General features: G+C 41.3%; 20 protein-coding genes. 7 read left to right on the top strand and 13 right to left on the bottom strand.

Going from position 1 to position 21,521, the window contains the following annotated elements:
* Window positions 1-75: 75 nt before the first annotated feature.
* The 4 genes from NK987_RS01490 to NK987_RS01505 are packed head-to-tail and all read right to left on the bottom strand — an operon-like array spanning window position 76 to window position 2,550.
* Complete coding sequence (locus NK987_RS01490) at window positions 76-516, bottom strand: DM13 domain-containing protein (protein ID WP_259262435.1); 441 nt, start codon at window positions 514-516, stop codon at window positions 76-78.
* Window positions 517-527: 11 nt separating this feature from the next.
* Window positions 528-1,190, bottom strand: a complete 663-nt coding sequence (locus tag NK987_RS01495) for a Crp/Fnr family transcriptional regulator (RefSeq protein ID WP_259262436.1) — start codon at window positions 1,188-1,190, stop codon at window positions 528-530.
* Window positions 1,187-2,056 (bottom strand): hypothetical protein, encoded by an 870-nt coding sequence (locus tag NK987_RS01500; RefSeq protein WP_259262437.1) that lies wholly within the window; start codon window positions 2,054-2,056, stop codon window positions 1,187-1,189. The genes NK987_RS01495 and NK987_RS01500 overlap by 4 nt, the downstream gene beginning before the upstream one ends.
* 50 nt (window positions 2,057-2,106) lie before the next feature.
* On the bottom strand, window positions 2,107-2,550 hold the full coding sequence (locus NK987_RS01505; RefSeq protein ID WP_259262438.1) for a DM13 domain-containing protein: 444 nt from the start codon (window positions 2,548-2,550) through the stop codon (window positions 2,107-2,109).
* Between the two features lie 230 nt (window positions 2,551-2,780).
* Between NK987_RS01505 and NK987_RS01510 the strand changes: the two genes are divergently transcribed.
* The gene (locus NK987_RS01510) at window positions 2,781-4,154 is read left to right on the top strand and encodes a serine hydrolase domain-containing protein (RefSeq protein WP_259262439.1); all 1,374 of its coding nucleotides are present in this window, start codon (window positions 2,781-2,783) and stop codon (window positions 4,152-4,154) included.
* Window positions 4,155-4,393: 239 nt separating this feature from the next.
* Here the strand turns inward: NK987_RS01510 and NK987_RS01515 are convergent, their stop codons facing one another.
* The 3 genes from NK987_RS01515 to NK987_RS01525 all read right to left on the bottom strand — a co-directional run bounded on the left by NK987_RS01515 (window position 4,394) and on the right by NK987_RS01525 (window position 8,231).
* Window positions 4,394-5,536 carry a hypothetical protein gene (locus NK987_RS01515; RefSeq protein WP_259262440.1) on the bottom strand — a complete coding sequence of 381 codons (1,143 nt, stop codon included), beginning with the start codon at window positions 5,534-5,536 and terminating at the stop codon, window positions 4,394-4,396.
* Between the two features lie 156 nt (window positions 5,537-5,692).
* Entirely contained in the window at window positions 5,693-6,322 is a 630-nt protein-coding gene (locus tag NK987_RS01520; RefSeq protein ID WP_258423399.1) for a response regulator, read from the bottom strand.
* 58 nt (window positions 6,323-6,380) lie between these two features.
* Window positions 6,381-8,231 (bottom strand): ATP-binding protein, encoded by a 1,851-nt coding sequence (locus tag NK987_RS01525; protein ID WP_258423398.1) that lies wholly within the window; start codon window positions 8,229-8,231, stop codon window positions 6,381-6,383.
* Between the two features lie 206 nt (window positions 8,232-8,437).
* On the opposite strand from NK987_RS01525, the gene pxpA reads away from it, so the two are divergent.
* From pxpA to NK987_RS01545, 4 genes are all read left to right on the top strand, one after another.
* Window positions 8,438-9,166, top strand: coding sequence for a 5-oxoprolinase subunit PxpA (pxpA, locus tag NK987_RS01530; protein ID WP_258423397.1), 729 nt, complete (start codon window positions 8,438-8,440; stop codon window positions 9,164-9,166).
* Window positions 9,167-9,169: 3 nt separating this feature from the next.
* On the top strand, window positions 9,170-9,880 hold the full coding sequence (pxpB, locus tag NK987_RS01535; RefSeq protein ID WP_258423396.1) for a 5-oxoprolinase subunit PxpB: 711 nt from the start codon (window positions 9,170-9,172) through the stop codon (window positions 9,878-9,880).
* Window positions 9,873-10,733 carry a 5-oxoprolinase subunit C family protein gene (locus NK987_RS01540; RefSeq protein WP_259262441.1) on the top strand — a complete coding sequence of 287 codons (861 nt, stop codon included), beginning with the start codon at window positions 9,873-9,875 and terminating at the stop codon, window positions 10,731-10,733. Before pxpB ends, NK987_RS01540 begins: the two co-directional genes overlap by 8 nt.
* A 65-nt stretch (window positions 10,734-10,798) precedes the next feature.
* Window positions 10,799-12,310, top strand: coding sequence for a DUF4301 family protein (locus tag NK987_RS01545; RefSeq protein WP_259262442.1), 1,512 nt, complete (start codon window positions 10,799-10,801; stop codon window positions 12,308-12,310).
* Window positions 12,311-12,574: 264 nt separating this feature from the next.
* Here the strand turns inward: NK987_RS01545 and NK987_RS01550 are convergent, their stop codons facing one another.
* The 5 genes from NK987_RS01550 to NK987_RS01570 form a co-directional block, all read right to left on the bottom strand.
* Window positions 12,575-13,489 (bottom strand): helix-turn-helix transcriptional regulator, encoded by a 915-nt coding sequence (locus NK987_RS01550; protein WP_259262443.1) that lies wholly within the window; start codon window positions 13,487-13,489, stop codon window positions 12,575-12,577.
* 119 nt (window positions 13,490-13,608) lie between these two features.
* Window positions 13,609-14,484 carry a DUF5777 family beta-barrel protein gene (locus NK987_RS01555; RefSeq protein ID WP_258423390.1) on the bottom strand — a complete coding sequence of 292 codons (876 nt, stop codon included), beginning with the start codon at window positions 14,482-14,484 and terminating at the stop codon, window positions 13,609-13,611.
* A gap of 20 nt (window positions 14,485-14,504) precedes the next feature.
* Window positions 14,505-15,056 (bottom strand): YceI family protein, encoded by a 552-nt coding sequence (locus tag NK987_RS01560; protein WP_259262444.1) that lies wholly within the window; start codon window positions 15,054-15,056, stop codon window positions 14,505-14,507.
* A complete protein-coding gene (locus NK987_RS01565; protein ID WP_259262445.1) occupies window positions 15,056-15,556 on the bottom strand; it encodes a Rieske (2Fe-2S) protein in 501 nt (166 codons plus the stop codon). Before NK987_RS01565 ends, NK987_RS01560 begins: the two co-directional genes overlap by 1 nt.
* Before the next feature lie 225 nt (window positions 15,557-15,781).
* On the bottom strand, window positions 15,782-16,318 hold the full coding sequence (locus tag NK987_RS01570; RefSeq protein ID WP_259262446.1) for a hypothetical protein: 537 nt from the start codon (window positions 16,316-16,318) through the stop codon (window positions 15,782-15,784).
* A 265-nt stretch (window positions 16,319-16,583) separates the two neighbouring features.
* On the opposite strand from NK987_RS01570, the gene smc reads away from it, so the two are divergent.
* Together smc and NK987_RS01580 are read left to right on the top strand one after the other, a co-directional pair.
* Complete coding sequence (smc, locus tag NK987_RS01575) at window positions 16,584-20,123, top strand: chromosome segregation protein SMC (RefSeq protein ID WP_259262447.1); 3,540 nt, start codon at window positions 16,584-16,586, stop codon at window positions 20,121-20,123.
* 105 nt (window positions 20,124-20,228) lie between these two features.
* Entirely contained in the window at window positions 20,229-20,762 is a 534-nt protein-coding gene (locus tag NK987_RS01580; protein WP_259262448.1) for a hypothetical protein, read from the top strand.
* 224 nt (window positions 20,763-20,986) lie between these two features.
* Here the strand turns inward: NK987_RS01580 and NK987_RS01585 are convergent, their stop codons facing one another.
* Window positions 20,987-21,466 (bottom strand): hypothetical protein, encoded by a 480-nt coding sequence (locus NK987_RS01585; RefSeq protein WP_259262449.1) that lies wholly within the window; start codon window positions 21,464-21,466, stop codon window positions 20,987-20,989.
* Window positions 21,467-21,521 lie beyond the last annotated feature (55 nt).

Raw genomic sequence — 21,521 nt, forward strand, 5'->3', positions numbered from 1 at the left:
TGGTAAAGAAGGTCACAAAAAAAGGGGATGAATAGTCAACCCCCATTTTTACAAATAAACAAACCAAACAAAATGTTATTCCAATAAAGCATTTCCAAAAGGAATTGCCGCTGCGCCACACCAAATGATAGCATGGGTAAACTTATCGTCTTTATTGCCCTGCAGTTCATAAAAATGTGCTCCCGGTCTATTGGCCAATCCAAGCAATTGGAAACTTCCGCCTTCATTCAATCGAAGAGAAGAGGCAGTGGAAAGGTAGACGGTGACAGTTCCTGTTGAAAACTTGGTCGTAAAATTATCACTCAGGGAAATGTAGAATTTTCCAGCTTGGTCTTTTACCAACTGAACGGTTCCTCTGGTCCCTGCTCCACTTTGATTGGAAAGGGTACCGCTTTTGAGTACTTCCAATGGCCCTGTGACCTCAACTGAATCATCGGCCGGAACTTTGTCAGCTTTATCTTGACAAGAAAAAAGGCAGAATGTTGCCAATACCAAAATCATGCTTAGTTTTTTCATAATGATTGTGTTTAATTGTGGAAATCGGTCAGGCTTCTGAAAAGAATCCTGTCCCTTGAGTAAGTGATTTTATTTTTGCTTTTAAGTTGATTCATGACTGCAGTCACAGTCTGACGGCTAGTGTCAGCGAGTTTTGCGATATCTTCATGGGATAGCCATATTTTGAGCAGGGTTTCATCTCCGAATTTTTGTCCTGCTTTTTTGGCAAGGCTGAGGAGGGTTTCTTTGATCCGGTACGCTGCATCCTTGTTTAGCAGTCTTTGGTGTCTGAGGGCAAGCTTTTTCAAATCTTCCAAAACCAGATTGGAAAGTCCTGAGATGGAATTGAAAGGCTGTTCAATGGAGGTTTCTGAGAATTTGATAGCATGAACTTCAGTATTATCAGAAAGGGTAATGGCAGAATACCTGAAATGTATTCCGGGATGGAAGAGACTGTCCCATTCACCGAATATTTCACCCTCAGATTTGATATCATGGATGATCTCTTCACCTGATTGAGACAACTCACAGAGTTTGACAAAGCCGCTTTTGACGATAAAAAGCCTGTTTGCCAAATCCCCCTGATGGAAGACTGTCTGGAATTTTTCCAATTTTCCGGAAGGCATAAACATCAAACCGACGGGGTTAATGTTTTTTCCGAAGGAATACCCCGAAACTATATTGCTGTTATTCATTTGGCCGTAGGTTTGAGGTTATAATAGATCCCGAGAGTAAAGACTCCACCTGAATAGATGTTTTTTCTTTGGAACAAGAGGTCGTTGAAATTTCGGTAATTGAGATTGAGATGGAATTCCTTGTAGACCGGCACACTCGCACCAATGCTGTAACTGGTGTATTCAGTTCCATCCCCCCTTACAAAATCCGTCACCTCTGTAATCTCATCTACAGAAGTAAGTCCATTCAGCCTGGCATTGACCCAAACCTTATCAAAGAACTTGTAGCCAAACTCCACTCCTACGGCCATCTGATCACTAAAAGAGATCCCGTCATACTGCGTTCTATAATTATAGGACCCAAATAAAGAACCATAAAACGGAAAGTCTCCCAAAGCAAAAGAAGTGGCCAAAGTGGTCCAAACATTGAATTCTCCGTCACCACTTGGAAGGTTGATCCTTTCAAAATCATTGACAGTGCTGTTGGCAAAATTATTGGCCCTACCGGTTGGAATTTCAGGAGCGACACTGATGGCCAATGGCAGGATTTTTTTCAATAAGGAATGTTTGAATTCCAGTCTAAGGTCTCCAAGTCCGGAAACAGTTTCAGTGGTTTCAAAACCGTTGAAGTTTTGAAGGGGCAGATTGGCAATCACCGTGAATTTGTCGGTCACCCCATACTCTCCATAAAAGACTATACTTTGCTGATGAAACCTATTGGTGAGGAGTTTTTCCCCTTCAAGCGTGAAGTAATCTTTGGAATTGAATGTCGAAAAGGATGTTTGGAAAAAACCTTCACCTTTTGATTTGGTCCATCCACTTTGCCCGTCCACCTCTTGAACCACAAAAAACAGTGCTGCTATCTGTAAGAATTTTAGATTTTTCATGATTGGAGCTTTAAACATCCCGGAAATTCCGGGATGTCGGTGAAGAGTGATTATTGCAACCTTGCATTTCCAAACGGAATACCCACTGATCCACACCAAAGGATAACATGGGTATATTTAGCCAAATCAGTTCCTGTCGGGATTTTAAAGAAGTTTTCACCGGCATTTCTAACAGGTCCCACCAGTAATAGATTGGGATTGCCATTCGCCGGATCAGGCGTGAAAGTGTCAGATGTTGACAGGTAAACTGTGACTGTACCCGTACCTAAGGCAGTTCTGAAGGCATTGTTGAAACTCAAAAATACTGTCCCTTTGGTATCTGTACCGATAGATGCTGCGCCTGCGCTTCCGGCACCGTTTTGGTCAACGAATGTACCCATGCGAAGAACGCTCAAAGTGCCATCAGGCAATGCTGAATCGATAATTACCGGCTCGGTATCTTCAGAACAGGCAGCAAAAATGACGACAAACAAGAATAAGATTAGTTTTTTCATAATAGATGTGATTTTGTTTGAGTCAAAATTGCCTTTGAATTATCACAAAAAAATCACGAAAAAGTAAAGGTTCTTTGATTGAAAAAAACCATGAAAAACAAGTTTAGCCTATTTGTTTGAGTTCTTTCCATACTTCGTAAATCCTTAGAGTCATTTGAGATAAAAAAAATGCCATCTGAAATAATAAAACATTTAAATTTCAGGAAATATAAAAGCCCCCCACCTTACCCATGAAAAAGAAAATCGGTTATTCAATCCTTCTGATCCTAATCGCCGGTTTGGGCTACGGGATCAACTATGCCTGGAAATCATTTCCACTTGTCAGTTCTTATGGATCAAAGATCATGTGCAGCTGTATTTTCCTTGCGGAACGGGACGAAAATTCGGTAATGAGTCAGGAATTGAGGGCATTCCCGATCAGCTTGGGAGATTTTGAAGTAGACAGAGAAGGAAAAAAAGTAACGGGATCTGTTTTTGGTTTGGCCAAAAGAGTAGCCATCTATCGCGAAGGCCAGGGCTGTACTTTGTTGTCCGGAATGGAGGAAGAGGAAGTCCGAAATCAGGTTTATTATGAAGTAGCCAAACCCTATTGGAGTCAAGATACCGTGAGTTGGCCAAACGGCAACAGGCTCAACGATTCGATCCTGAACCTTCCCCAATACAAAAAAATCCAGGATTTGATTGATATTGAATTTGAAGATTCTGTCAAGAAGACCCATCTGACCCACATGATTGTCGTCCTACACCAAGGACTATTGGTGGCCGAGGGCTATGGCAATGACCATAATATAAAGACCAAACATACAAGTTGGTCTATGGGGAAAAGCATCATCAGTAACCTCGTCGGCCTTCAGGTAGACAAGGGTATTATGGATTTGGAACAAAACAACCTACTTCCTGATTGGACAGATGAAAGAAGTAAAATCAATCTCCAAAACATGCTTAAGGCCACCAACGGACTGGATTGGGTGGAAGATTACGGCGGTGTTTCAGACGCGACAAATATGCTTTTTCTCAAACCTGATGCCGCAGCTGTAGCCGCTTCCAAGCCATTGAAGTACGAACCGGGCACATACTTTTACTACTCAAGCGGGACAACCAACATCATGTCCAAGATTCTCCGCAACCAACTTGGAGAAGAAAATTACCAGCGTTTGCCTTATGAAGGATTGTTTTACAAAATAGGCATGCACAACACCGTCATGGAAAAAGATGCCTCCGGCACCTTCGTGGGTTCTTCCTTTGTATTTGCCCCGGGAAGGGATTTTGCGAGATTGGGTTTGCTGATGTTGGGTAAAGGAAACTGGCTTGGCGAACAGATTCTATCGGAAGATTGGGTGAAATTTGCGACCACACCGGCTACTGCCGCTCCTATGGGAGAATATGGCGCACAATGGTGGCTCAATGCCGGCAATCCTAGCCGTCCTGAGGAAAAGAAATTCCCAAGTCTACCCAATGATGCTTTTTATGCCGGAGGATTTGAAGGGCAATGGATTTTGGTGATTCCATCAAAAGATTTGGTGATTGTCCGTCTTGGTTTTACCCCAAAAGGAGAATTCAGTATGGATAAATTTGCTTCTGATGTGATCGCTTTACTTCCCTAGAAAGAGGGGAATTAGAATTAGAAATAAAATCCTTTGTCATCCTTAGGGAGCCATTAATGAAGGATCTTTGGAGAAAATATCCTGCTTCTGGAGAAGCAGGATAACGGGGAAACGAACATCTTCCCATTGCGGACTTTGCGAAACCTTCGCGACCATTGCGGCAGAAATTAACCTGAAATCCAAAAAAAAGGGATAAAGCCAAAAGCCTTATCCCTGATTGGTTGAAAGAAAAGCTATAATTAAGGGTCAATGATCACTTGTCCGATTTGTCCTGTTGAAAGATTGCAGGTATTGATCAGCGAAAGTTGATAGGTACAGTTGGCGTTCATCTGTGACAGGGGAATAAGGATTGTTAGCTCTGTGCCCTCAACATTCGATACTGGTCCGATGGTGGCCATGGGGCATCCCGCACTATTGGTACTGATAAATCTTGCTTCTTTGTACCAATTCAACCCTTTGCCCTTGATTTTGATTTCAGGATTTCCCGCGGCACTTTTTGAAGCTCTTTGTGTAGCTAAAGACTCTATACTTTGATCAGGGAATGAGCCGACAGGATAAGAAAACTTCTCTGACTGGATTGAGGTACCTTCTATACTTGCAACAAAATCCATCATTTTTGAGAATCTGCCGGTCCTGATTGGATCAGGTGTACATTCTCCTGAAGCCATTGTAATTGGGATTGTAAAACTATAACCATTGGAACAGGTGGCAATTGGCGGATCTGTTTTGATCAGGGGAATATTTTCAGAACCTATGGCAAGTTTCATTTTGGCATCCATTCCTGAAGCCGATCCAAACATTCCCAAACCACCAATGCTGATCACATTGTTGGATTGCTTGCCAGGTATGATACCTGAGCCTTTGAATCCCGAATTACTGATACAGACTTCATTGATAAACGGCTTTCCGAGAAGTTTCACCTGCGGGCTGACGACGGTTTTGCCAGCTACCGTTATGCTAAGATTTGGATTATATACTCCACAAGGTTTGTTATTGGCATTTTGAGAGGCTGGGACATAAGGAATTCTTACCGTCAGGGAAGTAGTAGTAGCGCTGATAACAGTTGCTTTTCTCCATCCAAGTGAATCTGTCCTGTTGGTTAACGCACAGTTACCAAAAGATTGGGACTCTCCTTTGAGCCACACAAAGTTATCCTCAGTCTTGGTACTAAATCCTGTTCCTTTGATGGTGATATCTTCCCCCCAAAATACATACTCAGGAGAGGTTTCTGTGATTTCTAGCTTGGTGGTAGGCTGAGGGTTGGGATTGTTTACATTGTTTGGTCCCTCCTCCTCAGAACAAGCAATTGAACCTAAAATCAGGGCGAAAAGCAGCTGCCTTAAGAGGATTTTTTTGAAATATGGGAAGATAATTTTTCTCATAACTGATTAAGTTAAATGATGGAAATATTCTAAAAACTTTAATAGACAGCCTGTCAATACTTCAACCTGACTGATTTGCATAAAGTAAAGGTGCAGAATCGGGTTACAACCCACAATACCCTAATAGGGTGATAAAAATCTTAGAGAATCAAAAAATCAGACCAGTTTTTCATTCAAAGCTTTGCTGACGGCCTCGATCTGGGAATGGACCTGCAGTTTTTCATAGATCTTTTTGATATGGGTCCTGACAGTTTCCAGGCTGATCTGCAGGTCGGAGGCGATCAGTTTAAAGCTGTTGCCGGTGGCCAAAGATTTGAGAATTTCTTTTTCACGGATAGAAAGCTGGTAATTCTCTTGGGGTTTCCTTAGCTGCATTTCTGAGATGATGAGACGCGCGATGGATGGACTCATGGGAGCTCCGCCGGACAAAACTTCCTCAATGGATTGTACCAACCTGTCCGAGGCATTTCTTTTCAATAAATAGCCGTTGGCGCCGGATTGCAGCGCTTCAAAAATATGGCCTTGGTCATCAAAGACCGTCAACATGATGATTTGGGCATTCCTGTCTATTGTCCTGATTTTTTTGACCGCTTCTACCCCTGTGATTCCCGGCATTTCGATATCCATCAAAATCACATCAGGCTTCAAAAAGCCGACTTCTTTGAGGACGTTTTTGGCGTCTCCAAATTCGCCTACCACCTCATATTCCTCCCTTAACCTCAACAAATGACAAATGCCTTCCCTCAGGTCTGTATTGTCGTCATAAATCAAAATCTTGGTCGGCATAGGAAAAACATTTTAACATTAAAGCTATCGATTGGCAAAGCTATTTACAATACCCAAATCAGGGGATATGAACTTTGAAGTGGATGGAAGTTCCTTGGCCGACTTGGGAATTGATCGTCAAATCTCCCTGGATCTGCTCCGCACGCAGGCGCATATTTCTTAGTCCGTTTCCCTTTTCGCCGGATTCAAAGATATCAAACCCCTTTCCATCATCTATGATCGAAAGGTGAAACCATTGGTTTTTGAACCCAACTTCTATCTCCACATTTTCTGCAAAACTGTATTTGCCACAGTTGTTTACCGCTTCTTTGAATATCAGGTAAATATTTTTTCTGATCAAGGGATTGATTTTCGATTCTAAATCTTCTTCATCGGACTTGAACCTATAAAGGATGCCCTGAGATTCGAATACTTCGGAGGCAAAATCCTTCATCTTGGAAATCACCTTTTGGACACTGTCATTGGAAGGATTGATCGACCAAACGATATGCGAAAGACTGTCCAAAATGGTCTTGCTGTTTTCCTGAATTTTTTGGAGTTGAGAAGCGACGAGGGTGCCGTCATCAATTTTGAGCAAAGCGATCCTGCTGTTGATGTCTATGCTTGACAAAGTGGAGCCAAGATCATCATGCAAGTCTGAGGAAATCTGGTTTCTCAGTTCCTGCTCTTTGAGTTTTTGGCTGAGCTGGTATCTGTTGAAAATAAGGTAGGCCAAGATGATTGCCAACAAAAAAACTGCAACAACAAAATATTGCAGCTGCATTCTTCGTCGGGACTTGCTGCTTTCGAGGTCAATGTTGGCCTTGAGTAAGGCTATTTCCTGTTCTTGCTTTTCAGATTCAAATTTTTCTTTGAGCTCTGCCATTTTCTGAAGCTGCATCTGATTGGCAAGGCTGTCTTTGAGCTGCAGCGACATCCCGAGCTGTTTGGTGGCCTTTTCCCATTGACCTGTTTTTTGGTACAGAGAGGCTAATTCCACCGAAGCATCATATTGGTAATTGGTAAAGCCAAGACTGTCGCTGACTTTATAGGCCATGGAAAGGTAGCGGTCTGCATCTTCATACTTTCCCAAAGCAACTTGGGTTTTACCTACCACCATGGCTTCATAGGCCACATCGGCCATATTTCCTAATTTTTCAAACAGCTGGAAGGCTTCCAAATAATCCACCAATGAAGCATTAAAATCACCTTTTTGATAATGGCTGTCACCAAGGTGTTCCCTTATCATGGCCAATTGGTAATCATTATTGGGTTGGTTTTGTGCCAAAGTCAAACACTTTTCAAGCACTGTCAGGCTGCTGTCCGGGAGGTTCATTTTCCTCAATAAAATACTGAGGCTGATAGCGGTATTGACGGACCGCCGTATATCTCCCGATTTTTCAAATCCGGCTATGGCTTGATTGAAATAAGAAATGGATTTTTCCATATCTCCCAATTCCCTGTATAATATCCCCAAAAGCCTCTTGGTATCCGTCTGAAGTGGAAGGTCACCGATTTTGTTAGCTTGTAATTCTGCCTCCAATGCATAATCCAATGCTTCTGCAAACCTTGATTGCTTGGTCAAAACTTCCGTCAGGTTGATATTCACCCTAGCCACGTCAAAATCAGAGGTTGTGTTTTCGAAGATCTTTTTTGCCTCCTGAAAAAAGACCAAGGAAGAATCCATTTTGCCTTTGTGCATAAAAACCCAACCCAAAGCATTAAAGGCATTTGCTATTCCACGGGAAAAATCCTTTTCTTCCGATTGTCTCAGAACATCTTTAGCTATAAGGTACGCGGAATCTGAATCTACAGATGCAAGGTCAAAAGCAGCTGATGCCCTGCTGAGCAATACAGAATCCTGTTCCTGTGAAAATGAAACAACCGAAAGACAGACAAAATAAACAATCAGTATTTGGATTTTATACATATCAATACATCGGCTGCTATTAAATTAAATGTATGAATATTTCATTTTTTTATTCAAATATTGAGAAAAATATCAACTTGAGAAATTAAATACCTATTCCAAAAAATAGAATTCACCAAAACCATAAAAAAAATAAAATTGAATCTGCAAAAAAACCAAGCAGGACCAAACCCCAATACAAGGACTATTTTGCTAAATTTAGAGGGATGAACAAAAACACCTTTCCATTTGATATCAACTGTGACCTTGGGGAAGGAATGAGCAATGATGCAGCCTTGATGCCATTTATTGACAGCTGTAATATTGCCTGCGGAGGACATACAGGAGATGAAAAAAGCATAGAAATCACAATCAAGCTGGCAAAGAAACATGACCTTAAAGCAGGGGCACATCCCTCCTATCCTGACCGGGAAAACTTTGGTCGGAAGTACATGAACATAGAGCATAAGCTGCTCCGAACAATTATCTTGAAACAAATTCAATTTTTTGAAAAAATATGCCAACAACAAGGCCTATCGATGAATCATGTCAAACCCCATGGAGCATTGTATAACTTTGCTGCAAAAGATGACCTGACAGCCTTTATCCTAATCCACTTGGTCGAAGAATATTTTGCAGATGCTTTCCTATATTGTCCTTCCGGATCTCTCATGGCAGCAATGGCAATGGAGGCAGGCATCAAAATCAAGAGAGAAGTTTTCGCAGACAGAAGTTATAATGACGACCTAAGCTTGGTGGATAGAAGCAAACCAAAAGCATTACTGACTGACCCACAAGAGGTTTTGGAACATGTCGGTTGGATGGTCAATGAAAGTAAAATCAAAACAATCACAGGGAATTTTATCCCCATCGAAGCGGAGACCATTTGCATCCACGGAGACAATCCTGCGGCATTGGAGATATTGAAAAGTTTCCGGACCCATTTTGGCAAATAAACGATGGACATCAGAATTTTTAGAATTCACAGCAAATTGATTGAGCTAGCTTGGCCAAAAGTCATCTCTACAGATATTTTGAGAGAACAGCAACAAGTCCGCAGGTTCTTTGAGGAAGAATACACAGAAGGTATCCGGGAAATCAGGATAGGATTCAATACCCTTTCATTGAAACTTAGAATAGAAATCTCAGAAAATGATTGCGCTGATATCCTTGAGGAAATCAATCAATTGCCTTCGATCCTCGGAAGTTTCAGTTCCAAAATCTGGAAAATACCTGTCCACTATAGCCCTGAATCCGGCAAGGACTTAGAAAAACTCGCAGGCATCCACGAAATCGGCATTGAGGAAATTATTAAAATCCATTCCGAAACCATTTACACACTTCATTTCTACGGTTTTTTGCCTGGGTTTATGTATTTGGGAGGTTTGGATGAAAAGCTATATACCCCAAGGAAAAAAAATCCTGAAAGATCTATGCCCTCAGGAACGGTTGCGATAGGGGGAAAACAGACTGGCATCTATCCCGCAGAAAGTCCCGGAGGATGGCATGCTATAGGCCAATGTCCTGTCAGGCTATTTGATATTTCAAAAGAAAGACCTGTAGTTCCCGCCATTGGTGACAAAGTCAAATTTGAACCCATCACAAGGGAGGTTTTCGAAGATATCCAACAACTTTCCCATCAGGGACTTTATTCATGGCATCATGATTAAAACACCCGCCTACATTCATTTTATCCAACCGGGATTGATGACCACGGTTCAGGACCTTGGAAGGTTTGGAATGGCCGCATACGGAGTTCCTTATTCCGGTGTGATGGATAGGTTTTCGATGACCCAAGCTAATTATCTGCTTCAAAACCAATTTTACGATTCGGTATTGGAAATGGGAGGGCCCGGTGCCAAGATGGTTTTTGAGATGCCGACAAGAGTCGTTTTTGTGGGTGCAGATGCGGATATCTACTGGAATGACAAACCTGTCAAAGCAGGAAAAATCCTTGACATCCAAGAAGATGATGTCATCCATATCCGGAAATACAGGAAAGGGCAATGGCTTTATATGGGCATTCAGGGAGGTTTTGAAACTGAAATAGTAGCCGAAAGCAGAAGTTGGTACCCCGGCATTACGCCACAATCCAGAATTGAAAAAAGTGATTCGGTCTGTTACCTATCTGAAGAGCGCTTCTACCCTGCTTTGAGTTCTCACGCCAAAATGAACCTCAACTGGTTCAAGCATGGAGAGATCAAAGTCTTTAAAGGACCTGAATGGGAAAAATTGCCCAAGCTGATGCAAAACAGGATCATGAAAAAGTCATTTACCATTTCAACTTTGGTCAACAGGATGGCCTATCAACTTGAAGAAACCATAGAAAATGAAGTTGAGCCGATATTGACTTCACCTGTTTATCCGGGGACAATTCAGCTTACCCCAAACGGAACCCTGATAGTCCTCATGCGTGATGCACAAGTGACAGGTGGATATCCGAGAATATTGCAAGTAGAAAACAACTCACTCAACATCCTCTCCCAAAAAAGACCGGGTGATAAAATTAACTTTAGCATATAGAAAAAACTTCCAATCTTTATTTTCAATTCATATATTAAAGTTTTTAAACCAATAACCATTCAACCATGAACGCACAGCTTGAAAAGCAGATTTTGAGTCAGGGTATGTCCCTTGAAAATGCCAAAGAACAGCTCAAAAACTTCAAAGAAGGATTTCCATTTTTACCGATTGAAAGGGCCGCTACCATAGGTGATGGGATCAAATTGCTCACTGATGAAGAATTGGCTCATTTTCAGAAAACCTATCCTGAAAAAGCAAAGCAAAAAGAAGTGGTCAAATTTGTACCTGCCAGCGGGGCTGCTACGAGGATGTTCAAAGACCTTTTTTCCTTTGTAGAAGGAGATGGAGATGTTTCTAAAAGCAAATTCGTAGAAAAATTCATCAGCCAGATCGAAAAATTTGCCTTCTATGAAGACCTTGACAATACCCTTAAAAAAGAAGGATCAAGCATCCGCGAGGCTTTGGAAAATAAGGAATACAAAAAAATCATATCAGCATTACTCAATGATTCCGGATTGGGATATGGAAATCTCCCTAAAGGATTATTGAAATTCCATAAATATAGCGACCACAACAGGACTCCGGCATATGAACACCTGATCGAAGGTTGGATGTACAGTTTGGGAAAAGGAAATACCATCAGACTTCATTTTACGGTTTCTCCTGACCACGAGCCAAAGTTTAAGTCCTTGATTGCTGAAGTTCAGCCAAAACTGGAAAAGGAGTATGGGGTCAAGTTCGATATTACCTATTCTCAACAAAAGAAATCCACTGATACGATAGCGGTAACGATGGATAACGAGCCTTTTGTAGAGGAAGATGGTAGCGTACTATTCAGACCGGCCGGACACGGTGCCCTGCTCGAAAACCTGAATGACATCGACGGAGATGTGATTTTCATCAAAAACATTGACAATGAAGTTCCCGACAGGTTGAAGCAGACTACCAAGGAATATAAGATCGCAATTGGAGGATTGTTGCTTGAAATTCAGGAAAAAGTCTTCGAGGCTCTAAATAAATTGGATCTCAATGTAGATGAATCTGCAGTGTCCTTTGGCGAGAAGGTGTTTACTGACTCATTGGGAGGAATTTTACCTGATTCTTATCATGGAAAAAGTATTGCTGAAAAAGGAAATTACCTTCACCACAAACTCAACAGGCCTTTGCGTGTCTGCGGGATGGTCAAGAATACTGGGGAACCGGGAGGTGGACCTTTTTGGGTAAAAGAGGATGACGGTTCGCTTTCCCTTCAGATCGCAGAGACTGCGCAGATCGACCTTTCCAACCCAAAACACAAAGAGATTTTCTCTGCCTCTACCCACTTCAATCCTGTCGATTTGGTTTGTGCCACCAAGGATTACAAGGGTAATAAATTTGACTTATTGAAATTTAGGGATATGCGGACAGGGTTTATTACCGAAAAATCAAAAAGCGGACGCGACCTGAAGGCATTGGAATTGCCTGGATTATGGAACGGCGCGATGGCAGGTTGGAATACCGTATTCGTAGAAGTGCCTTTGATTACTTTCAATCCTGTAAAGACTGTCAATGATTTATTGAGAGACGAACATCAATAAGATGTGAGACTTGAGATGGGAGATTTGAGATAGATTCCGGGAAAATAAAATGTATTCCCAAAAACAATTGAAAGAAAGAGCCATGATGAAAATTGTGGCTCTTTTGTTCAAATGGGGTTGGCGTAAAACATACTATTACGTCTTAGCGAAACCTCATTGAAAGAAAAATCAGATATGAAATCACACTGATGGAAGAGAAAATTTCACCATTCCATTTTCGGGGTTTTAAAGTCTCATATCTTTTGTCTCATATCTCAGATCTACCTAAAAAAACTTAGCTTTCTCCAACTGCTCTGCCAGATACATTTTTAGCTCCTCTCCTTCCACCACTTTGATTTCTCCTGGTAAGCCAAGAATAAAACGGGCCAATCCCGGCAATTGTGGCACTTTTCCTTCAAAATAATATTGGTTTCGGTTTTTGGTGAAAGTGAATGGCTTGGCGTCCGGATATTCTTCTATCATCAGTTGATAGGCTTTTTTAGTGAGTTTTAGATGAACAGAAAACTGGCTTTTTCCCGAAAAACCAAACAATCCCTGCTCCAAAGGCTGGTGCAATGATTGGTATCTGAATACCTTGGAAGTCAACAAAACCTCCCCAATCCTTTCTATTTTAAACATTTTCATTTCTTTGCTTTCTATTTCCAAAGCATAGATTGAATCAAAATTATTGTTGAAGGCCACAGGCTCAACCAACCTGTCAGAAACAGAATCCGAACTCATGGAATAATAATCTCTCAGAATCACTTGGTTTTGGTCCTTGATGGCATGGGAAATCAAGTCTACAAAAATGCCCAAATTGGCATTGAAAAGCTGATTAACGCTTTGTCTAAAATCTGACCGGATATTGATTTTTTGGAGAATGGAATCTTTGAGGAGATTCTTTTGGCTGCTTTTATTGATCAGCTCATTCATAAAAACTATTTCCTCTTCGTTGAAAGTACCGAAAACATGCTCTATGGGAATCTCCACCCGATCCACAATTCTGAATTTGGAATGCTGTTTTTCGATTTCAAAACCCAATGCTTCCAACAACTTGAAATACCTATAAACGGTCCTTGAATCTGTATTCAATGATTCCGCTAACCTGTGGACATTTTTTCCAATATTTCCCCTCAAAAGGTTGATGAGTTTAAATACCCGAAGAATCTTTTGCTGTTCAATAGTATTTGCCTGAGCCATAAGAATAAGTTTAAAGCCAAAATATAATGCTTTTGACAACTATTCCTTCCTGACTGACAAGGAATGTCACAGAAAATTTTCACTAAATGGGTTTGATCAGGATTTATAAAAGCAAATAATCACTTTTTGCTTTTCTTTCTTCCTGTAGCAAATATTCTGTTGACATTGAACCCTATCCTGAATTCATCCCCAGGTGTTCCATTTCCTCCTGCCAAAAGATACTGTTCATTTAAAAATTGGGAGGTAACAAAATACATTTGAAATACATGCCCGCCTGCTTCTAAATCAATCCCAACTCCAAGGTTGTTTCTTAGGTCGCTGTTTAGATTGGGAATCCATTGTAAAGTCAGCGAGGACTTTCCTGTAACCTTATATTTACCGCTGAATCCCAAAGCGAGATACAGGTTTTGATCTCCTTCAATAAAGAAGATAGGATTAGGGTCTACAAAATAGGCCATCATCGGTGTGACCTGTACACTAAGCTTTTCCGAAAATTTACGGGCAGCCATAAACTGAAAAGCGTATGAGGTTCTTTCAGCAAAATTTGGTGCGTCATTTTGTAAAAAACCATAATCAGAAGTGTTGACCGCTGCACCACCCATCAATGAGAGGGAAAAAGGCATGCTGTTATCTTGTGTCTGACTTAGAAGATGGTACCTCCCGTATAGGTTATACACTTTGTCTCGACTTTGACGCGCTGCACCCAAAGAGAATTTGTCACTGAAGCCATACTCAAAACTGAATTGGATGTTTGCACCGTTGTCCAAGCCCCACAAATCCTGTATCCCGCCATCCAAGGTTCCAAAAGTATGCATGATCGCAAAATGGAGTGCTTTCTTATCCAATGGCTCTACAGTAAGCAAATTGATATGTCTTGGCGCGTGGAATATCAAATCAACATTTTGGTTTTCGGTAGCTAATTTTCTTTCGAGTTGACCAAATGCAGGGTATGTAAACACCAACCCTGCTAAAAGGATAAGATTTCTCAAGTTCATAAAGTGATGGGTTAGATTTTTTAATTCTTTTTCAAAACAGCCTGAATGGTGACAACCTGTTCTTCAGAAAGTTCATAAAATACCACAGTTGGTATATCTATTTTGTAGTCAGAAAGTAAAACTTTGAACTGCGCCTCAAGCTTCAGTTCGTTATCGGAGATCATGGTCAACTTTCCAGGAACCTCAATTTCACGCTCAACACCATGAATTTTAAACTTCCCTTTGGCTAAAACCTCTCTTGACTGACCTTTTATCAACGTAGGCAAGGTTTCAATTTTCCCTGTAAATTCAGCAAAAGGAAATTTCTTTGTTTCAAGGTAATTTTCTCTCATATGCCTGTCCCGCAAACCTATACCTGTTTTCAGGGTATTGAGGTCAACAAAAAAGTCAAGGAGATTTTTATCCAAATCCATCAAGCCGTTGAGCGAACTTGAAACTCCGGTAAACTCATTCAAGGAAGCTTTTGAAAGAAATTCAACAGAACCGCTTTCTGTCTTGAAACCTTGGGTATTCCCTATTTTGGGGAATGCAAAAAAGGAAATTGCAATAAAATAAAACCAAAACCTTTTCATCAGGTGAGATTTACGGTGAGAGTCCTGTTGTTCAGGTTGGTAGCATAGCTCTTTAATGGTTGGATGGCAGGCCCGGTGAGCACAGCACCTTCTGTATTAAACCTCGAACCATGGCAAGTACATGTAAACACATTGCTTCCAAAAGTCCAGTTTCTGTCACATTGAGAGTGTGTGCAGACAGACGTTAAAGCACTGAAAGTGTTATTCCCTAAATTGACAATCAAGACCTTTGCGTCAATTACCAAAGCCCAACCTCCTGCTGTTGCCAAGGCTGTTGCCTGATCAAGATTGACAGTGACAGCACTATTGGTAACGGTGATTCCATTTCCGGTCGCCGGAGGATTGTTGCTGCCGCTTCCAGGATCAGGATCATCGGAAGAACAACTTGTAAAAAAAGCCACTCCAAATAAGGACATGGCTGCCATAGCACCGGATTTTTTGATAAAATCTCTTCTTGCCGAAGACAATTCACCAGTTTTGATTTCAGTTAAAGTTTTCATGGTAAGATATACGGATAAGGGATTGGGATTGGATTTAAAAATTATTACTAAAGTAAAACGCCAAAGGCAAACAATTGTTTTTCAGAAAAATAGGAGGTAAAGGTTTGGAAAAATGGTGCTAAACCAAATCATTCAGTAATAAATTACTAAGAACCAATATTCATATCAAAGTAAGCCATAAGAAAGGTTCATACCCCCTCATTAAATCAAAAAATAAGCTTGGCTTCAAAAATATTTCCTATTCAAAATCTCACTCAAAATCACTGCATCTTTAATGGTTTCAGGATTTCTGAGCATGGTTTTATACTTGTTCTCTTCTTCTTGACCTCCTACAGATTCAAGTGCAATGGTGGATTTAATCCCTTCCACATGGCTATGGATCCTTTCTTGGTCTGCTAATTTAACCCTATCCGGAAGGGCTCTTTCTTCAATCACCCCTTCGTAACTTTCATATCTTTTGATCTTTTTGACTTCTTGCACAGTCTTCGGTTTGGGTTGCTCGAAAGTCCTTCCTTCTTGTCTTCTTGCAAGTGTTTCAGCCGGTTTACTCTGACTTTTGTCTTTGGTTTCTTTTTCCCTTTGACCTTGACCTTGCCTGATTTCCTTCAAGAGATCTTCAAAAGATAAAGGTTTTCTTTGTTCCTGAGGATTATCCGGCGAACCCGGTTGGTCCACTTCTTCAGGATTTGCTTTCTTTTTTGTCGCTGTATAAATGAAATATGCGATGATGGCAATGATATAGATGATGTTTCCTAAATCCATGGAAGTTGAAATTTGATGTTACTAATATAGGAATTTAATTGTTTTATGCTGTGCGTTGTCAGGCTATCGGGTTGTCAAGTTATCGAAATCTGTTTCTCAATAGTTATAATTGTTTTAGTTGTTGTAATTGTTATCTGCAGAGGGTTGCCAGGGTTTTGCATTCAATTATTCATTTTCAATTCTAAATTCATCATTCTCATTCCCGCCTTGGTTAATTTCCGAATTCAAGTAATTTTGTCTGTAATCATTTTCAAAGAGGTAAAGGATGCTGCTGAGTAAGCTGGAGATCAAAGGTTTTAAGAGTTTTGGTGACAGGATGGTCATCCATTTTGACAAGGGAATAACCGGAGTAGTCGGTCCAAACGGTTGTGGCAAGTCCAATGTAGTGGATGCGATCCGATGGGTTCTCGGCGAACAAAAATCCCGGATGCTCCGCTCGGATAAGATGGAAAACGTGATCTTCAACGGTACCAAAAACCGAAAACCAAGCAATCTCGCGGAGGTTTCCCTTACTTTTGAAAACACCAAAAACCTCCTTCCCACAGAATACACGCACGTTACCATCACCCGGCGCTATTACCGGTCAGGGGAAAGTGAATACCTGCTCAATGGCATCGCTTGTCGACTGAAAGACATCACCAACCTCTTTATGGATACCGGCATCAATTCCAACAGTTATGCCATCATCGAACTGAAAATGATCGATGAAATCCTGAATGACAAGAACAATTCACGCCGCGAACTTTTCGAGGAAGCTGCAGGAATATCCAAATTCAAATCGAGAAAAAAGGAAACCCTCCGGAAACTAGAAGATACCGATGCCGACCTTGCACGTGTTGAAGACATCCTTTTTGAAATAGAAAAAAACCTAAAAAGCCTCGAAAAACAGGCCAAGCAGACTGCTCGGTATTTTGAAATCAAACAGGAATACAAGGAAGCAAGCATCAACCTGGCCAAAAAATCCGTCCAAAAACATGCGGATTCGCTGATTTCTTTGAATCAAAAAGTACAGCAGGAACAAGACCGAAAGCTCCAAGTCAATACCAAAGTCGCAGAAAAAGAAGCCTTATTGGAATTCAGCAAGGCTGACCTGATCCTGAAGGAAAAACTGCTTTCCTCCCGCCAAAAGACACTCAACGAGCATGTCAACAAGATCAGGCAGTTTGAAAGTGACAAGAAAATCAAAAACGAAAGGCTGAGATTTCTAGAGGACCGGGCACAAAAACTCCGAGAGCAGATCGATGCAGACCGTAGGTCCAACGACCGTGCAGGATTCAGCATTAGATCCCTTGAGCAGGAAAGTGAATCTGCCCAAAAGATGCTTTCCGAGAAAGAAATGATCGTCGAGGAACTGCGTGCAGCCTACGAATCCCAAAAAAGAGAACAGATTCAAATCCAGGAAAGTCAAAAAGAGGTGACAAGGAATTTTTCTTCCAAAAAAGACCGCGTTTACCAGCTTTCCAAAGACCAGGAAATCAAGCAAATCCAGCTTTCCACACTCAAGCAGGAACTCGAAAAGACTGCTTCTGACGATACCAATCAGGTTACCAACTTGGCGGAGTTTGAAGACAAGATGGTTTTGCTCAAGGATTTCCTCGACCTCAAATCAGCTGAGTTGTCCAAGATCAAATCCAAAGAAGAAGACCAAATCCAAAAAATAGAGGAAACCAACCGCATCATCGACATGATCCGGGAGGAAGTCACGCAGACTTCAAGGAAGCTGGACGCAAGACAAAATGAATTTAACCTGACAAAATCTTTGGTAGAAAACCTGGAGGGGTATCCCGAGGCAATCAAGTTCCTAAAGAAAAATTCAAGTTGGGCGAAGGACACTCCGCTCCTATCAGACATTCTGACAACGGAAGAAAAGTACAGGGTCACGATAGAAAACTACCTCGAAACCTACATGAATTACTATGTGGTCGAGACAGAATTGCAGGCAATTGCAGCAGTCAACCTTTTAAGCGATTCGGCAAAGGGAAAAGCCAATTTCTTTGTTCTTGAGCATTTCAGCAGCTTCCATCCGGCCCAGACCAAGCTATTTGCCAATGCCATTCCGGCAACGGAAATCATCGAATACGATGACAAATACGCCAAGCTGATCGGATTTATCCTTGATGATGTCTATATCGTCAAAGGTGAATACCAGGATTTTCCTCAAGACCAATCTTCAATTTTCATCACCGAAAGCGGTAAATTCACCAAGCGTAAATTCAGCGTTTCAGGTGGATCTGTGGGACTTTTTGAAGGAAAAAGAATAGGCCGGGCAAAAAATCTGGAGAAACTCGAAAAGGAAATCAAGGAGCTTAACAAGAAAGTTTCCGCGACCCGCGCCAATCTTGACGACAAGCTCACTGACTTGCTCAAACTCAAAGAAGTCAGCTTCAAATCGGCCATTGAAAAGCTGCAGCAGGAAATCAATGAGACCAATCAGGAATATGTCTCTGTCCGCACCAAAAAGGAACAGTTAGCCGAACTCCTTTCTTCCAATGCCAACAAGCGGGAGGACATCCTTGACCGGATTGAATCACTCCAATTCAGTTTGGAAACCATCATGCCTGATCTGGAAAATGAAAAGGCAGCTTTTGAAGCTTTGGAAGTAGAATTGGAAAGAATAAACCTTCAGCTCCAAACTGAAAGTGAAAGCCTCAGCCAAAAGTCTGCGGCTTTTAACCAGGAGAATATCCTGTATCACCAACAGCTCAACCGCGTCAACAGCCTTGCCCAAGAGATTGAATTCAAGCAATCAGCCTTCGAAAGCAGCAAAGAAAGAATAGAAAAATCCCAAACCGAGCATGCTTCCATAGACTCAGAGATCCGCTCCTTGCTGGATAACAATGAGATCAAAGACGACGAGCTGATCGAACTTTATGCCGAAAAGGAGGGCATAGAAAAAGGCGTCAACGAAGCAGAAAAGGACTATTATGCCTGCCGTGGGGAGATTGATGATACCGACAAGCAGATCCGTGAACTCCAAAAATCCAAAGAATCGCTTGATACTTTGATCCATGAGATGCAGCAGTCCATGAATGAAGTCAAACTTAAGCTTGCAAGTCTCAAGGAAAGACTGAGTGTGGAATTTGAAATAGATTTGGATGGATTGATGGCCGATAATCCTGCTTTGGATGAAGCGTATGTCGAGATGGCCGAGTCCGATATCCGCGAAATCGTCGGCAAAGCCAAAGAACGATTAGAGAAAATCGGTCCCATCAACCCGATGGCGATGGAAGCCTATGACGAAATCAAAGTGCGCCACACCTTTATCACCGAACAAAGAGACGATCTGATCAAAGCCAAAAACTCCCTGTTGGAAACGATCATGGAAATCGATCAGGTAGCCAAGGATACTTTCTTGGATGCCTTTGGCAAGATCAAAGAGAACTTTATCAAAGTCTTCCGCTCGCTCTTTACCGAGGAGGACCAATGCGATCTGACCTTGGTGGACCCAAGCAATCCATTAGAAAGTCCGATCGAGATCATCGCCAAACCTAAAGGCAAGCGACCTCTGACGATCAACCAACTTTCTGGTGGGGAAAAAACCCTGACCGCCACTTCCCTGCTCTTTGCAATCTACCTGCTGAAGCCTGCACCTTTCTGTATTTTCGACGAGGTGGACGCGCCGCTTGACGATGCCAACATTGACAAATTCAACAACATCATTCAGACCTTCTCCAAAGAGTCCCAGTTTATCATCGTGACGCACAACAAGCGCACAATGGCAAGCACAGACATCATTTATGGCATCACCATGATCGAAGCTGGAGTTTCAAGGGTTGTTCCTGTGGATCTGAGGGAATTGGCTTAGGTCATATTATACTTTATACCCACCAATTAATAAGTCCCCCAGCTTAAAATTAATAGTAACTGTTTTTTAATAATTCCGTTTGCACAATCATAAGCCAAAATGACCATGAAAACGACTTTATCTTCTGTTTTACTCTTCTTCTCTCTTATTGTTTTTTCTAATGCTCAGACACAAGATGGATGGAGCATTCCCAAGGACGAGATCGTTATGAAAGATGACCAAGGTGGTACTGCAAAAATGTGGGTGGATCCAGGATTTGATTATGCTGACCTTTCTTATCAAGGCAGGTCTTTTAGAGTTTTTTATAACCGAAATAATCCAAAATTTAAACATGCCAGAATTGTGGACAATGATTCAAAAATGCAAATCGGAAAAGGAAAAGGCGGTTTGTTTGGAGGATCAGGTAAATTAATTTTTGTAAATGGTGACGAGATAAATGTCCGACAAAAGAATGATCCCAATGGTTATGAAATTGTAAGTCCAAATGGAATACTTTTTAAAGTGGAAAACCATGGAGTAAGTCCTGTCAAAACCAGCACTGAAACAGAATTTTTGGCACAGTCCTTTTTCCTTTTTAGAAGGATTAAAGCTACTCAAACCCCAACTTCTCAAGTTATCGTTGTGACTTCTATAAATTAAATAGGAGACAATTACACGAAGCCGCTCGAAATGAAAATAAAGCTATGCCGACAATTTTTGCTCAGACTTAATTTTATGGCCCAATTCTGATCTGAGGTTAGGGGATTTTTTTTTGTTTTCATTTCAGTCAGTAAACAAAAGACTCATTGTAAAGGAATTTTTCCCAAAAAAAAAAGGCCAGATCATACGACCCGGCCTGGTTCAAACGATAACTCCCTATTTAATTACAATTCTTCATTCGGTTTAGGCTTATGGTTTGCTTCCCCTTCCAAACTTTTATTTAGATCATCGCAGATGATTTGGGAGTTAGGGACATTTAAATTTGCCGCTATTTTTACCCAACTGAAATAGATTAATGCAGTTTCAAATGCATCAGAACTGATCACCATCACAGTATCGCCGAGATTGCTCTCAAGTTGCTGAATAGACCGGAAAATTGGAAGCAGAGAAGAGGTGTCAGCCCAATCTTTTTTTATGTCCTTAACTTGCACAAAAGGAGGAAGAAATTCAGGATTAGTGACAGCATAATCCATTACTTTGTTGACAAAAGGTTCGCATTCCTCAGCCAATTCGACAAGTTTTCCACGCTCTTCGGGTGAAAGGGTGATGAGGTATGGGGCTAAGAGGTCATTAATTGCAGCGATCATGTCTTTGACAGCTTGCAAGTCTTCAGGTGGAATGGTAAACGAGATAGAGTCTTCCATGTTTTTAAGAATTTTATTTGTTAAAAATATTTGTCAAACTAAAATAATAAAGCAA

The organism is Aquiflexum gelatinilyticum, assembly GCF_024813435.1.
Taxonomy (GTDB): domain Bacteria; phylum Bacteroidota; class Bacteroidia; order Cytophagales; family Cyclobacteriaceae; genus Cognataquiflexum; species Cognataquiflexum gelatinilyticum.

Bases quoted from the DNA above. Each gene is read 5' to 3' on its own strand.
- pxpA (WP_258423397.1), top strand. From the start codon at position 8,438: ATGAACAAAAACACCTTTCCATTTGATATCAACTGTGACCTTGGGGAA.
- NK987_RS01515 (WP_259262440.1), bottom strand. From the start codon at position 5,536: ATGAGAAAAATTATCTTCCCATATTTCAAAAAAATCCTCTTAAGGCAG.
- NK987_RS01540 (WP_259262441.1), top strand. From the start codon at position 9,873: ATGATTAAAACACCCGCCTACATTCATTTTATCCAACCGGGATTGATG.
- NK987_RS01520 (WP_258423399.1), bottom strand. From the start codon at position 6,322: ATGCCGACCAAGATTTTGATTTATGACGACAATACAGACCTGAGGGAA.
- NK987_RS01560 (WP_259262444.1), bottom strand. From the start codon at position 15,056: ATGAAAAGGTTTTGGTTTTATTTTATTGCAATTTCCTTTTTTGCATTC.
- NK987_RS01585 (WP_259262449.1), bottom strand. From the start codon at position 21,466: ATGGAAGACTCTATCTCGTTTACCATTCCACCTGAAGACTTGCAAGCT.
- NK987_RS01570 (WP_259262446.1), bottom strand. From the start codon at position 16,318: ATGGATTTAGGAAACATCATCTATATCATTGCCATCATCGCATATTTC.
- NK987_RS01580 (WP_259262448.1), top strand. From the start codon at position 20,229: ATGAAAACGACTTTATCTTCTGTTTTACTCTTCTTCTCTCTTATTGTT.
- NK987_RS01505 (WP_259262438.1), bottom strand. From the start codon at position 2,550: ATGAAAAAACTAATCTTATTCTTGTTTGTCGTCATTTTTGCTGCCTGT.
- NK987_RS01550 (WP_259262443.1), bottom strand. From the start codon at position 13,489: ATGGCTCAGGCAAATACTATTGAACAGCAAAAGATTCTTCGGGTATTT.
- NK987_RS01525 (WP_258423398.1), bottom strand. From the start codon at position 8,231: ATGTATAAAATCCAAATACTGATTGTTTATTTTGTCTGTCTTTCGGTT.
- pxpB (WP_258423396.1), top strand. From the start codon at position 9,170: ATGGACATCAGAATTTTTAGAATTCACAGCAAATTGATTGAGCTAGCT.
- NK987_RS01555 (WP_258423390.1), bottom strand. From the start codon at position 14,484: ATGAACTTGAGAAATCTTATCCTTTTAGCAGGGTTGGTGTTTACATAC.
- smc (WP_259262447.1), top strand. From the start codon at position 16,584: ATGCTGCTGAGTAAGCTGGAGATCAAAGGTTTTAAGAGTTTTGGTGAC.
- NK987_RS01565 (WP_259262445.1), bottom strand. From the start codon at position 15,556: ATGAAAACTTTAACTGAAATCAAAACTGGTGAATTGTCTTCGGCAAGA.
- NK987_RS01495 (WP_259262436.1), bottom strand. From the start codon at position 1,190: ATGAATAACAGCAATATAGTTTCGGGGTATTCCTTCGGAAAAAACATT.
- NK987_RS01510 (WP_259262439.1), top strand. From the start codon at position 2,781: ATGAAAAAGAAAATCGGTTATTCAATCCTTCTGATCCTAATCGCCGGT.
- NK987_RS01490 (WP_259262435.1), bottom strand. From the start codon at position 516: ATGAAAAAACTAAGCATGATTTTGGTATTGGCAACATTCTGCCTTTTT.
- NK987_RS01545 (WP_259262442.1), top strand. From the start codon at position 10,799: ATGAACGCACAGCTTGAAAAGCAGATTTTGAGTCAGGGTATGTCCCTT.
- NK987_RS01500 (WP_259262437.1), bottom strand. From the start codon at position 2,056: ATGAAAAATCTAAAATTCTTACAGATAGCAGCACTGTTTTTTGTGGTT.